The following is a 14,002-nucleotide window of genomic DNA, read 5'->3' on the forward strand; positions in this document are numbered from 1 at the left end:
TCACCGTAAGCACAACGTTCGTCAAAGGCTGGCTGTCAAGCACAACCGTGAAGTCGTCCGTGGTGCCACTCTCCGAGGTCGCCGTCGAACCGCCGCTCTCGACTATCGTGAAGCCCGGAACTTCGTCATCGGCATTGTCCACAGATACCGTCTGCGGGAGTACTCCGGCATAGGCGGCATCACTGCTACCCACATTCACGCTGATTGTTATATCGTAGTTCTGGGTGCCGTCCACAAGTGCATCGTCCACACCGGTGACCGTCACCGCCTGGGGCGTGCCGAAGTTCGCCGGGGTAAAGGTCAGTGTCGCAACGTCAACGGTACCCTCCCCTGTGTCGTCCGACACAACGTCAAGGACAACATCGGTCGCAGGCTGAACGTCAAGCACAACCGTGAAGTCGTCCGTGGTAACAGTCTCCGAGGTCGCCGTCGAACCGCCGCTCTCGACTATCGTGAAGCTCTGCCCAAAACCAATGGAAAAACCGAATAGCAGAAATGCAAAGGCATGTGCTTTCCGTAAATGGAATATGAAGGATTTAGAAAAAAGATATTTTACTAAGAAGGTTAACATCACCTATTTAATGATTTCATTTGGGTTCTTTACTCCATAAAATAGGTTGGCAATTTGGGAAGAGCCAATATTACCAAAAATTTAAAGAAAGCACCAACTTTGTGGATTAAAACTAAGTTTCTTGGGTGAAATACATTTGCACCTCCTAAAAAAGAAATTTATAAGGCCGCGGAAGCAGTTTCCACACCAGATTCAATCTTCCTAACCAATCCCTGTAACACCTTACCAGGACCTACTTCCACAAAGGATGTCCCCCCATCTTTCACCATTTGCTGTACACTTTGTGTCCATTTCACCGGAGCGGTAAGCTGAAGGATAAGGTTATTTTTAATTTCTTCAGAATCATTTACAGCAGTCGTAGTCACATTTTGATAAATAGGGCAAATAGGAGTATTAAAACTTGTGTTTTCGATAGCTGCCGCCAATTCCTCCCGGGCTGGTTCCATTAAAGGTGAATGGAATGCACCTCCCACCGGAAGTAACAGTGCCCTTCTTGCTCCAGCTTCTTTTAGTTTCTCACATGCTGCATTTACCGCATCAATTTCGCCTGAAATTACCAGTTGACCTGGACAATTATAGTTTGCAGGTACCACAATCCCATCTGTGTTTTGACAAATATCCTCAACGACCTGATCTTCAAGACCTAGAACGGCTGCCATGGTACTTGGCTTCAATTCGCAGGCTTTCTGCATTGCCTGGGCCCTTTGGGAAACCAGTTTAAGCCCATCCTCAAAATTTAAGGTATCATTGGCTACCAAAGCCGAAAACTCACCCAATGAATGACCTGCAACCATATCGGGTTTGAAATTATCCCCTAAAACTTTGCTTAAAACTACAGAGTGCAGGAAAATAGCAGGTTGTGTGACCTTCGTTTGCTTTAAGTCTTCAGCTGTACCTTCAAACATAATATCCGTAATGGAGAATCCCAAGATATCATTGGCCTGCTCAAAAAGTTCTTGGGCCAATGGATGGTTTTCGTACAGATCCAAGCCCATTCCTACAAATTGGGCGCCTTGGCCGGGAAAAATATATGCGTTCATTTAGTTCGGTTTTAGTGCCGCTAAAATAGGGATAATTTGCATTGCGCTGGCTTATGACATCCTTTAAAAAACGTACGGAAAAATGGTCAATTATTTAAGGTTGAAAATTAGTCTTCCTTAAACCAACCTGAATAGATAACATAGGCTTCTGCAATTCGGTCAATTTCTCCGGAGCTCAGTTCGGGACTAATATCCTTGATTTTCTTGGCGGGCATTCCTGCATAGATACTACCTGCCTCTACATGTGTACCTTGGGTGACAACGGCACCCGCTGCGATTATTGAATTACTTTCCACCACACAATTATCCATGATTATACTTCCCATTCCAACCAGCACATTATCTTTTAAGGTGCATCCATGCACAACGGCGTTATGACCAATGGAAACGTTGTTTCCGATGGTAGTCGCGGCCTTTTTATAGGTTCCATGGATTACCGCCCCGTCCTGAACATTCACTTTGTCGCCCATTTTAATGTAGTTTACATCTCCACGAACCACGGCATTGAACCAAACACTGCATTGATTCCCCATGGAAACTTCGCCTACAATAGTGGCATTCTCGGCTATAAAACAATCTTCCCCAATCTCTGGAGATTTTCCTCTTACGGGTTTAATTATCATAAGTTAATTTTTATTGAAAATAAGACAACAAGCCGGCTTTTTTGGATGCTGAAACAGAGAGTTCCTTCCCATTGGACAACACCACACTTCCCCCTTTACCTTTTTTATACTTTACGACCTCACCCACATTTACAAGATACGATTTATGGATTCTTGAAAATGCATAGTCTTTCAAGGTATCTTCAAAATATTTGAGGGTCTTACTAACCACAATTTTTTTGTGTTCCAAATAAATTTCCGTGTAGTTATCATCTGCCTTGCAAAAATATATATCCCCAACCTCTAACACTTGAAATCCGTCTTGCTGTGGTATGGTAATCTTACCCTCCGCTTTTATTGGTTTAGCCTTGAGAACCTGACCTTCCAGCGCATTTTCTTTTTCCTTAATGTCCTTCACATAATCCACTGCCTTAATCAACTCATCAATATTAATGGGCTTCATAAGGTAGTAAGCTGCATGGTTGTTCAAAGCATCCATGGCATACTGATTATAGGCTGTCACAAAAACCGTTTCAAACGAACGGTCAGGGACTTTATCCAATAGGTCAAAGGCATTTCCAAATGGCATTTCCACGTCCAAAAAAACCAAATCGGGCTTATGCTTTTGTATCAGCTCAAGACCTTCATCTATGTTGGAGGCCTCGCCCAAAAGCTTTACTCCTGGGCAGTACTTCGCCAAGTAGTTCCTTAGAATTTCCCGGCTATTGGCCTCATCTTCCACAAGTATCGCCTTTAAATCCATTAATTCTTCTTTAATTTCAAGTTTACCAAGGTGCCCGTTTGGTCTTCTAACAAATCTGAAACCGATACTTCCACTTTGTTTTTATACATATCGTTTAAGATTTGAATCCGTTTCTTTATGTTGCCCATCCCTTTGGATTTCTGTTTCTTTTGATTTGCAGTCTTGATGGCAGCAGATTTCTTTCGGCCAATACCATTGTCCGCAATAGTAATTTCAAGCAAATCCTTGGTCAATTCCTGCACATTTATTTTTAAAAAGCCTTTTTCCTCCTTATATCTAAGTCCATGCCAAATGGCATTTTCAATATAGGGTTGCAGCAGCATTGGAGGTATTTGATAAGCCTCGATGTCGATTTTGTCATCCACATCAATGGTGAAGTCGAATTTGTCGGAAAACCTAGAATGTTCCAATTTCACATACAGTTCCAGCAATTCCAATTCTTTGGCCAGGGGGATAAAATCCTCTTCGGAGTTTTCCAACACGCTACGCATCAGTACCGAGAAATCGCTCAAAAACCGATTCGCACTACGTTCATCACTTTTTGCAATGAAATTGTTGACGGAATTCAGCGCATTAAAAATGAAATGTGGGTTCATTTGGGTACGCAAGGACTTTAGCGCTAAGAGGTTATTGGCCAATTTCTGTTGCCTACTACTGCGATAGTACAAAAATGTGGTCAATGCCATTAGTGCCATTCCAAAAACCAAGGAATATATGATCCACTTTTGTCTTTTGCTAGTCTCTGCGAACAACTGCTGCTCCGTTACCGCCAAGCTATATTTGCTTTGTGAAAGCTCCCGCTCCTGCTCCAAACTTGAAATTCGGTTTTGCTTGGTGGCAATTTCCCGATTAAATCTCGCCGCCCTTGATATTTCTTGCTCCTTCCTGGCGTAGAGGCTATCCACCACCGCTACATAATCTTGATACGACTCCAGAGCCTTGGTAAAATCACCTTTGTACCGATACACTTCGGACAGTCTTCGGGTGGCATCTTTTTGCACCACCAAATCATCCTCGTTGTCTGCCTCCACAATACTCTTTTGCAGATAAGGAATGGCCTCATCCAATTTATCTTGGGCTATATAGGCCCTGCCAATCTTATAATTGATTTGTTGTGAGGTTATGGAATCAGGAAGGCCTGCCAATGCGCTATTATTATTTATGGTATTGCTCGGCAACTGTTGCAGTTCCACCAAACTTTGTTTGCGCAACTGTATCTCGTCATCATAGCGATTTTCCTCATTGTAGAAATCTGCCACCTTCTCATTTTCCTGGATCAACCGCTCGGGGGCCACTTCCCTCGAAAGGTTTAGCGAATTATTGAAAAAGCCCTCTGCCTCAATAAAACGATCATCACCGGCATAGGTATCGGCTATTTTCGAGTTTAGGTCTATCACCTTTGGTGAAATTTGGTTTTTCTGGGCTATTCGCAGGCCCTCCTGATAAAACTCCAGAGCCAATTCTGTTTTTGACAACCCTTTGTTGGCATCGCCCAACGCCTCATACAACTCTGTTCTTTGATAGGGCACCATTCCCTTTACTTCTTCCAAGGGTTTTAAAGTGGCCTCGGCCAAATTAAATTCATCGGTTAAAATGTATGCTTGTCCTAGCAACAATTCTGTTTTCACCATTTTATTTGCGGCCAAGGCATCCTTGAAACTTGTTATTGCCAAATCGTACTGTTGATGGTAGAGGTAAATTTCGCCCAAGGCCGTCAATGAGTTGGACAACTCCGTTTTGCTCCCTCTTTTTCCCAGTTGTGCAATGGATTTGGCTATGAAGTCTATACTTTTTTCCAGATTCGACTTTTTGTAGTGGTTGGCCGAATCCAAAAAACGCTGGTGCCCAAGGGCTGTTCTTGAACCCATGCTCGCCTTCTTTTCCCTTTTTGAACTTCTTGATGGAGCGTATCCTTCTACCTGCACTGCAATATCCTCATCTGAGGTAATTCTATGTTGGACTGTTTCAAAATCAGGACTCTCAAAAGTCAACAAATCTCCTACCGAAGCCCTTATTGAAAACTCTCCCAATCCATTGGTTGTTGCATAATAACCAGTATCTGTTGAAACCGAAACCCCCGAGATGGGCATGAAATTCCCCTTCCCCTTTACGGTTCCGTTGATTTCAAGCAATGGGCGTCCACTTCGCTCTTGGGAGAACCCAAATAGACTTGTGATGAGCAGGAAAATCAATATGTATTTTCGATTCAACATTTTATGGCAATACAATGGTAAACTTACTTCATCTAGAGCGTTTTAAAAAATGGCTTCGCACCATATAAGCGTAAAAAACCGGGCTATTTACCCTCTTTACAAAACCATTTGGACCATTCACTCACTGAGTGGGCGTGTTGCCTCATTTTCGGTTTTTATCCAAAAAAGTTGGTGCTAGTTTTAGCCTAAAATCAGAAAATATTGAATCATGAAAAATTTAAAACATCTATTAGGTATAACACTTTTTACCATAGCCGCAGGTACCGTTTATGGATGCAACATAAAGGTCAAGGAAAAAGAAGATATGGCCTTTTTAACCACAAAAGTATCTGAAAAGCCAGCCAAACAATATGTGAAAATCGCCCTCTTGTTGGATACCAGCAATAGTATGGACGGTCTTATCAATCAGGCCAAAGCCCAACTATGGGATATTGTTAATGAATTTACCCATGCAAGATGCGGTACTTCTTCCCGGCCATCCCTTCAAATTGCACTGTACGAATATGGAAATGATGATTTGGCCTCAAGGGAAGGCTATATTAGGCAGGTGATAGGGTTTAGCAGCGATTTGGATGAAATCTCTGAAAAACTGTTTTCCCTGACCACCAATGGAGGTGAGGAATATTGTGGTCAGGTGATTCAAACCTCCCTAAAGCAATTGGACTGGGGTAAAAATGCCGATGACCTAAAAATGATATTCATTGCAGGAAATGAGCCTTTTACCCAAGGGAAACTCAACTATAAAGATGCGGCCCACAACGCCAAGGAAAAGGATGTTATTGTAAACACAATTTTCTGCGGGAATTACGAGCAGGGTATCCATACCGATTGGAAAAGTGGCGCCATGTTAACAGGTGGAGAGTATATGGCCATTGATCATAACCGTCAAGTGGTACATATTGAAACTCCCTACGATGATGTCATTATTAAACTGAACACCCAATTAAATGGCACCTATATCAGCTATGGAGGCCTGGGAGCCGCTAAGGTGGCGGCCCAACGCGAGCAGGATTCAAAGGCTTATGGCATGAACAAAAGTGTTGCGGTAAAACGATCCGTGAGCAAAAGTTCACGATTGTATAAAAACTCCCAATGGGATTTGGTAGACGCTGTTGAAGACGATGAGTTTGAAATCGAAGAGTTGGAGGTAGAAGCCCTTCCGAAGGAACTACAGGGAAAAACGGAAGAAGAAATCAAGGCTTATGTTGCCGTCAAAAAGAAAGAGCGCGAAAAAATTCAAAAGCAAATTCAAGAATTGAATGCGAAGCGTGAGGCTTATATCGCCAAAAACCAGAAGGAGGAAACTGGAGAATTGGAAAATGCATTACTGTCCGCTATAAAGAACCAGGCGGCCAAGAAAAACTACAGGTGGGATTAGATTTTTGGTTGATTGTATGTAGTAAGGATGGTCCATCTTAATTGATGGGCCATTTTTTAGTTGTTGGCTGCAGGGCAATAGCAGTCGTAACGCTTGCCTTGATCGCTTTGTCCAAAATCGTAACCCAAGGTAATCTGATGGAACCCTCCATTATCAAAACGGATATCCCCAGTCTGGTACGAATAATTATAAGAGAACAGAAAGCGGTTCACATTGACCCCAACAATGGGAGTGAAAAGTTGCAATCGTTGTTCCCCAACTCCACCGTTGGTCAAAAATTGCGCTCCATCAAAGCTTCTTCTATATGATAATCCGGCCCAAACGGTTCCGAAACTTACATCGCGATAGACTTTTGCATTGATGTCCAAGGTCTTCTCTTGGGTAAACTCGGTCAATTGAAAAAGTATGGAAGGCTCTATCCTTGTTTTATTCCCAAAAACATATCCAACCGAAAAAAGATACCTTCTCAGGTTATCAAATTCTGCTAAACTATAAAGATCTCGCCCCGAGCCCAAAAGGTTTAAAACGGCGGCATGGGCATAAAATTCAAAAATATTATAGGAAACCCCTAAATCAACATTAAAGTAGCTGGTGGTGTTTTTTGTTCCAGTAATAACCGGATCGGGAATCACCGACCTAAACTCTGTTTCATCCAAACTACTAAGAATCACTCCGGCACTAAGACCAAAGGACAATTGGTTCAACGTCCTAAAGTCCCCTGCCAACTGTAAATGATGGGCATACGTAGCTTTAAAACCGGTTTGCGAATGATATCCATTTCTATCGTTGAACATAATGGCTCCCACTCCGCTTCGCTCTCCTACCCTTGAATTGAGGTTCACGGTCTGTAAACTCGGTGCTTCGTCCACATTGAACCACTGTTTTCTGGCTGTAAGCCTGATTTTGGTTCCCTCGGCAATACCTGCCATGGATGGATACACCAGATAATAATTGTCCGCCAAATAATCAAAATACACAGGTATACCTTCCTGCGCCTTTCCGGCAAGACCAAAAACAACGGTTAAGATGAATGAGGTTAGATAGCGTCTCATGCAGTGTTTGGGGCTATAAATTGGGGTTTAAAGGTAATCAAACAATTAAATAACGACCTCCGGCCCACATTATTATATATTTTGCCCCTCATCTTTACTTTGGTATTTTTGTACCAAATCTCAGCTATGAAAGAATTCAACATAACCGTTGTACCTACCAACAATCCCAAAATCCTAAAATTTGAGGCCAATCACTTCTTGAGCAAGGGAAATTACGAGTTCAAGAACATTGATGAAGCCAAGAATTCGCCCCTCGCACAACAGCTGTTCTACCTGCCCTTTATCAAAACGGTATATATTTCCGGAAACTTTGTGGCCATGGAACGATTCGATATTGTGGAGTGGGAAGATGTTAAAGACGAAGTGGCCCAGCAATTGGTGGATTACTTAAATGAAGGAGAGCCCGTGATACATGAGGAAAAAATCCAAAAAAAACAGCCCATCACCGTGTATGCAGAGGTAACACCCAACCCGGGAGTAATGAAGTTTGTTTCCAATAAAAAAATAGTGCCCGCGACATACGAGTTCAAGAATATTGATGAGGCCAAAGATTCCAAACTTGCCCAAGAATTGTTTCATTTTCCCTTTGTTAAAGAGGTTTTTATGGATGAAAACTATGTATCTGTCACCAAATATGATATGGTGGAATGGGATGAGGTCAACATGGAGGTAAGGGAGTTCATCCGCGATTTTCTGGCCGATGGCAAAGAGGTGGTATCGGAAGCCAGCATCGAAAAAAACAAGGAATCGGCCGAACAACAAAAGGCCCAAGTACATCATGATGATACTTCCAAACAAATCATAGATATTTTGGAGGAGTATGTAAAACCTGCAGTAGCGAGCGATGGCGGGAACATCTTGTTCCAGTCCTACGAAGAGGACAGCAAAACCGTAAATGTGGTGCTTCAGGGAGCATGTAGCGGGTGTCCTTCCTCTACTTTTACGCTTAAAAATGGGATTGAAACCATGCTCAAGAACATGATGGGTGACAAGGTGAACGAGGTAGTTGCCATTAACGGCTGATTTCAGCTGGATACCCTGCCAGATATGGTCAATTTTTCCTAAATTGAATAAATTTAAAATCATTAACTATTATGGCAGTATTAAAAGTAATCGAAGTATTGGCCAACTCGGACGAGAGTTGGGAACAGGCGGCTAAAAACGCTTTGGATCAGGCATCCAAATCTGTTAAAAACATCCGCTCTGTTTATATCAATGAACAAAGCGCATCTGTTAAAGATGGCAAAATAGATGACTATAGAGTCAACGTAAAAATTACCTTTGAGGTAAAATAATCAAAGGGCATCTATAAAAAGCGCCCAAATGGGCGCTTTTTTTATGTTCTTACAGCAACTATGATCAGAAAAATCTTCCTTTTGGCCGTCCTGTTTTCCCTAACACAAGGCTGTACGCAAAAAACAAGCAAAGTGACGCATAAACATACCAATGCCCTTATTAATGAAACCAGCCCCTATTTGTTGCAGCACGCCCATAATCCAGTAAACTGGGAAGCATGGAAACCTGAGGTGCTTGAGCGAGCTAAAAAGGAGGACAAACCATTACTTATCAGCATTGGATATGCGGCGTGCCATTGGTGCCATGTCATGGAGAAAGAGTGTTTTGAGGATGAGGAAGTGGCCCAAATGATGAACGAGAACTTCATTAACATCAAAATTGATCGGGAAGAAAGACCCGATGTGGACCAAATTTATATGGATGCCATCCAAATGATGTCCGGGAACGGCGGGTGGCCCTTGAACATTATCGCTCTGCCCGATGGCAAACCTTTCTGGGGAGCGACCTATGTTCCTAAAGACAATTGGATAAAATCTTTAAACCAATTGATTGAACTGTACCAAAACGATAGGTCCAGAATAGTGGACTATGCTACCAACCTATCCAACGGAATTACGGCCATCAACCTAGTTGAAAACAAATCGGACTCAGGCCTGTTCAACATGGAACAACTAGATCAATCCGTAACCGGTTGGGCCAGACATTTTGATAATTATTTAGGTGGACACAAACGGGCGCCCAAATTTATGATGCCCAACAACTGGGATTTTCTGCTGCATTATGCCCAGACCAACGACAAACCAGAATTGATGGAACAAGTCAATGTTACCCTTAAGCGAATGGCCTACGGAGGTATCTTTGACCATATTGGCGGAGGGTTCTCCAGATATGCTGTGGACACCAAATGGCATGTGCCTCATTTTGAGAAAATGCTCTATGACAATGGCCCACTTACCAGTCTATATTCCAGAGCATATGCAGTTACCAAGAACAAACTCTACAAAGAAGTGGTGGAAAAGACCATTGCCTTTGTTCAAGAAGAATTAACCGACGATAAAGGTGGTTTTTATTCTTCCTTGGATGCAGATAGTTTGGATAAAAACGGGGAACTGGAAGAAGGTGCCTATTATGTGTGGACCAAGGAACAACTTGGTCAGCTTTTGGGAGCTGATTTTGAAATTTTCAAGGATTACTTCAATATCAATTCTTATGGTCTTTGGGAACATGGCAATTACGTATTGATTCGGGATAAAGACGACGTTGAAATTGCAGAAAAGTATAATTTATCCGTTCCCGACCTAAAAGAAAAAATGAACAAGGCCCTTAGCGTACTTAAAACAGAACGGATAAAGCGCTCCAAACCGAGACTGGACGATAAAATCCTGACTTCTTGGAACGGACTTATGCTCTCCGGATTAGTTGATGCCTACCGCTATCTCGGAAACGAAGAGTATTTGACCATGGCCCTAAAAAATGCAGAATTTCTGGAGCGGGAAATGATTGGAGACGACTATTCCCTATTCCGAAACCACAAAAATGGCAATAGCGATATTGACGCATTTTTGGAAGATTATGCCGTTTTAAGCGAAGCATATCTTGGCCTTTATGAAGTGACTTTTGATGAAAAGTGGCTCAAACATTCCAAAGGATTGATGGAATATGCCAAAGCTCACTTTTATGACATCAATTCTGGGATGTTCTTTTATACCTCAGATAAGGACAAATCCCTCATTAGACGTTCCATAGAGACGATTGATAAGGAAATATCGTCATCCAACTCCATTATGGCTAAAAATCTGTTGAAGTTCCATAAACTTTATCCTGATGACGGTTATGGCGCTATGGCCAAACAAATGCTCAAAAATGTACAGGATGATTTTGCGGAGAGTGGTCAAGGGTTTGCCAACTGGTTGAATCTTGTTCTGTTTGAAAATCAAAACTTTTACGAAATCGCTGTTGTAGGTGAAAACTACAAAAAGATTGGAAAGGATATCAGCCATTCCTATCTGCCCAACAGTATTTTGGTGGGTTCAGAAAAAGACGGACCGGTGGAATTGTTGACCAACAGATATGCCGAAGGGGAAACGTTCGTATACGTTTGTATTGAAGGTGCCTGCAAGCTCCCTGTTCAGACCGCGGAAGATGCCGTGGGATTGATGACCAAATAGAATTACATATAATAAAACCGTACTGTTTTAAATTGCTAAGTCAAATCATGGAAGAACTAAGGAATTTTGAAAAGCACTTGGAAAATGCCATAGATTGGTTTTGGGGGTTTATGCCCGACCTGATCCTGGCCATCATTATCTTTTTTGTAGGACTCTGGATTGTCCGTTTCATCAACAAGATGGTACGTCGATTCTTTGACAAAAAGGATTATGACGAAACTTTAGAGAGTTTTCTACAAAGTTTTATCAGTATCACCCTAAAAGTACTCTTGTTTGTGGTGGTCGTTACCCAGCTTGGTGTAAAATCTTCCTCCTTAGTTGCTATGGTAGGCGCTGCAGGGCTAGCAATCGGTTTGGCCCTTCAAGGATCTTTGGCAAATTTTGCAGGCGGCGTATTGATTTTGGTTTTCAAGCCTTTTAAGGTAGGCGATTGGATTTCCGCCCAAGGTTTGGACGGCTCGGTAAAGCAAATTAGCATTTTCAGCACCAAGCTGAATACGTTTGGAAACCAAGTTGCCATAATCCCAAATGGTCAACTATCCAATGGCAGCATTGTCAACTATAACATGGAGGATACCAGAAGGGATAAATTTGACGTGGGCATTGGCTACGGATCGAATATTAAAACTGCCAAGGACATTCTACTTCAAATCTGTGCGGACAACCCCGATATTCTTAAGGACCCCATACCTGAAGTTTATGTTGGGGAATTGGGGGATAGCTCAGTAAATCTTACGCTACGATTTTGGGCAAAAAACGAACTGTTTTGGCCAGCTCATTTTTATGTTATCGAAGAAACCAAACTTCGCTTTGATGAGGCCGGTATCGAAATTCCATTCCCGCAGCGGGTAATCCATGGGATAGACAGCGATTAGGCTTTCTTTTTGCCTTGAAGCACAAAATCCTTTAAATAGTAGGGCTCAAAATAGGCGACATCTTCAAACTCACTTTTTTGAAACTTTGCAAATGCCAACCGGGCCATTTCATTGGCCGAGGGTATTACTGAAGTATGAAACTGAAAATTGTTATGCGAAATGACATCCTTGCATTTTTCTGCACCACTGCCCACGACATGAATTTTATCAAATTGCACAAACTCTGAAAAAGAATTTCCGTCTACGATTTCTGCCTTTGTTTCCCTGATTTGTTTCCTGGATTCATCAAAAACCGCGGCGTACACCTCCATACGCCTGGCATCCAAAGCCGGAATCACAATTTCATTAGGGCCTGTTTCAACTTGCTGGGCCATACTTTCAAGGGTAGGGATTGAAATTAGGGGCAAATCCAAGGCAAAACAAAGGCCTTTTGCCGCAGAAACCCCAATTCGCAATCCGGTATAGGACCCTGGCCCTTTACTAACCGCAATAGCATCTATTTCTGAAAAAGATAAGGAAGCCTCTTCCAAGACTTCCCTTATAAAGATGTGTAGCTGTTCCGAATGCGAATAACTGGCTGCATTGTTCTCCTTAAGAACAACAATTTCACCTCCATTGGATACACTTACCGAACAATTGGTAGTGGCAGTTTCTAAATTGAGTATTCTGGCCATAGCGGCCACAAAGATAACTACTAGTTTAAAGATATGGGAATACCAAAGTAGAACTCCAAAATCTTCAATCGGAAGATGTAGTCGTACTTTGTTCGGATGGCATCCGCCTCTGCGTTATCAACCCGCGATTGTGCTTGACTGAAATCAAAGGCGTTCATCAAGCCCACATTAAAACGTTCCTTGGCATAATCATAAGCCAAACGTCTAGCTTCCAACGTTTTTTCAGCCGCCTCATAGGCCTTGAAAAAGGTAGTTACATCTACATAGGCCTGCTGGATGTTGGTTTCCAAATCCAATTTATCCTGTTCAAACTGCAGTCTCGCTTTTTCCAGATTAATCTGAGATCGCTTTACATTATTGCGTGTACTCCACCCATTAAAAATGGGTACATTCACTTGTGCTCCGTAGGAAATACCATCAAAAATCCATAACTGGTCCGTAAAGTTTGGGGTAAACGGAACCCCATTGGCATCAGGAATCTGGGTTACATCCGAGTACCTTGTTCCGTATTGAAGGAAGGCCGAAAGCGTTGGGTAGTATGAACCCTTGGCTATTTTTAAATCATCTTCAGCCAGTTTTACATTGGATTCCGAGAACTTAATGTCGTTTCTAAAGCTTAAAGCTTTGTCAAAAATCACCTTGGCCGAGTTATTCAAAATGTCCGAAGGTGGAATCTCAAATTCCTCATCGGCAATATCAAAATTCTCATAGTCAGTTATCTGAAGTAACTGTGCCAGGTTGATTCTAGAGATCAAAACCAAACTTTCACCATTGACCACCTGCTGTTCCTGGTTAGCCGCTGTAGCTTCAATTTCCAATAAATCCCCTCGTGGCACAACCCCTGATTCTACCAATTCCTTGGTTCTATTCAGGTCTTGCTCTGTAACTGCCAATTGAGCCCTAAAGGTTTTCAGTTGTTCCTTGTTTGAAATCACCTGAAGATAGGCGTTGGCCACATTTAGGCGGATATCATCTTTAAGGTCGTCCAACCTATATTGACTGGCGATGGCATTCAGTTTTGCCCGATTCATTTGCCGTATGTTCCGCAACCCGTTAAAAAGGGTCACGTTAGAACTTATGGAACCATTAACGTTAAATGCTGTACTGTTGGTGGGCAAGTTGTTTGTAGGATTAATGGAAAAACCGGTGTTGCTGGACACGGTACTAGATCCATTTAAATTGGGAAGCATATTTCCCAAAGCATCCGACTTGTCAATTTTAGCATTTTCCAAATCCAGCTCAAACTGTTCAATGGACAAGTTGTTTTCAACCGCATAGGCAACACATTCTTCCAAGGTCCATTTTCTCATTTGGGCATTGGTCGCGAACACGGCACATAGTGCCATGAGTAAAAAGATCTTAAGTTTCAT

At 42.4% G+C, this 14,002-nt stretch carries 13 protein-coding genes; 5 read left to right on the forward strand and 8 right to left on the reverse strand.

The annotated features are described in order from the left end of the window. The 5 genes from BUC10_RS09620 to BUC10_RS09640 all read right to left on the reverse strand — a co-directional run. Positions 1-571 (reverse strand): hypothetical protein (locus BUC10_RS09620; protein WP_222843721.1); only part of this gene is annotated, 571 nt, incomplete at its 3' end. Between the two features lie 158 nt (positions 572-729). After that, positions 730-1,611: an ACP S-malonyltransferase gene (fabD, locus tag BUC10_RS09625; protein ID WP_073178943.1), complete on the reverse strand. Its 882-nt coding sequence runs from the start codon at positions 1,609-1,611 to the stop codon at positions 730-732. Positions 1,612-1,718: 107 nt separating this feature from the next. Continuing rightward, a complete protein-coding gene (locus tag BUC10_RS09630; RefSeq protein ID WP_073178945.1) occupies positions 1,719-2,234 on the reverse strand; it encodes a gamma carbonic anhydrase family protein in 516 nt (171 codons plus the stop codon). A 10-nt stretch (positions 2,235-2,244) separates the two neighbouring features. Further along, a complete protein-coding gene (locus BUC10_RS09635; protein WP_073178947.1) occupies positions 2,245-2,976 on the reverse strand; it encodes a LytR/AlgR family response regulator transcription factor in 732 nt (243 codons plus the stop codon). Beyond that, entirely contained in the window at positions 2,976-5,189 is a 2,214-nt protein-coding gene (locus tag BUC10_RS09640; protein WP_073178950.1) for a histidine kinase, read from the reverse strand. Before BUC10_RS09640 ends, BUC10_RS09635 begins: the two co-directional genes overlap by 1 nt. A 208-nt stretch (positions 5,190-5,397) precedes the next feature. Between BUC10_RS09640 and BUC10_RS09645 the strand changes: the two genes are divergently transcribed. Beyond that, the gene (locus tag BUC10_RS09645) at positions 5,398-6,567 is read left to right on the forward strand and encodes a VWA domain-containing protein (protein WP_073178952.1); all 1,170 of its coding nucleotides are present in this window, start codon (positions 5,398-5,400) and stop codon (positions 6,565-6,567) included. A 56-nt stretch (positions 6,568-6,623) separates the two neighbouring features. Here the strand turns inward: BUC10_RS09645 and BUC10_RS09650 are convergent, their stop codons facing one another. Then, a complete protein-coding gene (locus BUC10_RS09650; protein WP_073178954.1) occupies positions 6,624-7,619 on the reverse strand; it encodes a PorP/SprF family type IX secretion system membrane protein in 996 nt (331 codons plus the stop codon). Positions 7,620-7,745: 126 nt separating this feature from the next. On the opposite strand from BUC10_RS09650, the gene BUC10_RS09655 reads away from it, so the two are divergent. The 4 genes from BUC10_RS09655 to BUC10_RS09670 all read left to right on the forward strand — a co-directional run bounded on the left by BUC10_RS09655 (position 7,746) and on the right by BUC10_RS09670 (position 11,958). Beyond that, positions 7,746-8,642 carry a NifU family protein gene (locus tag BUC10_RS09655; protein WP_073178956.1) on the forward strand — a complete coding sequence of 299 codons (897 nt, stop codon included), beginning with the start codon at positions 7,746-7,748 and terminating at the stop codon, positions 8,640-8,642. A gap of 71 nt (positions 8,643-8,713) precedes the next feature. Further along, the gene (locus BUC10_RS09660) at positions 8,714-8,914 is read left to right on the forward strand and encodes a dodecin family protein (protein WP_073178959.1); all 201 of its coding nucleotides are present in this window, start codon (positions 8,714-8,716) and stop codon (positions 8,912-8,914) included. Between the two features lie 132 nt (positions 8,915-9,046). After that, positions 9,047-11,083, forward strand: coding sequence for a thioredoxin domain-containing protein (locus BUC10_RS09665; RefSeq protein WP_313785884.1), 2,037 nt, complete (start codon positions 9,047-9,049; stop codon positions 11,081-11,083). Between the two features lie 47 nt (positions 11,084-11,130). After that, positions 11,131-11,958: a mechanosensitive ion channel family protein gene (locus BUC10_RS09670; RefSeq protein WP_073178963.1), complete on the forward strand. Its 828-nt coding sequence runs from the start codon at positions 11,131-11,133 to the stop codon at positions 11,956-11,958. Here the strand turns inward: BUC10_RS09670 and tsaB are convergent. Both tsaB and BUC10_RS09680 read right to left on the reverse strand, forming a co-directional pair. Continuing rightward, a complete protein-coding gene (gene tsaB / locus BUC10_RS09675; protein ID WP_073178966.1) occupies positions 11,955-12,632 on the reverse strand; it encodes a tRNA (adenosine(37)-N6)-threonylcarbamoyltransferase complex dimerization subunit type 1 TsaB in 678 nt (225 codons plus the stop codon). The genes BUC10_RS09670 and tsaB overlap by 4 nt on opposite strands. Before the next feature lie 20 nt (positions 12,633-12,652). Then, positions 12,653-14,002 carry a TolC family protein gene (locus BUC10_RS09680; protein ID WP_073180053.1) on the reverse strand — a complete coding sequence of 450 codons (1,350 nt, stop codon included), beginning with the start codon at positions 14,000-14,002 and terminating at the stop codon, positions 12,653-12,655.

Origin of the sequence: Flagellimonas flava, assembly GCF_900129665.1 — a bacterium.
Lineage (GTDB): Bacteria > Bacteroidota > Bacteroidia > Flavobacteriales > Flavobacteriaceae > Flagellimonas > Flagellimonas flava.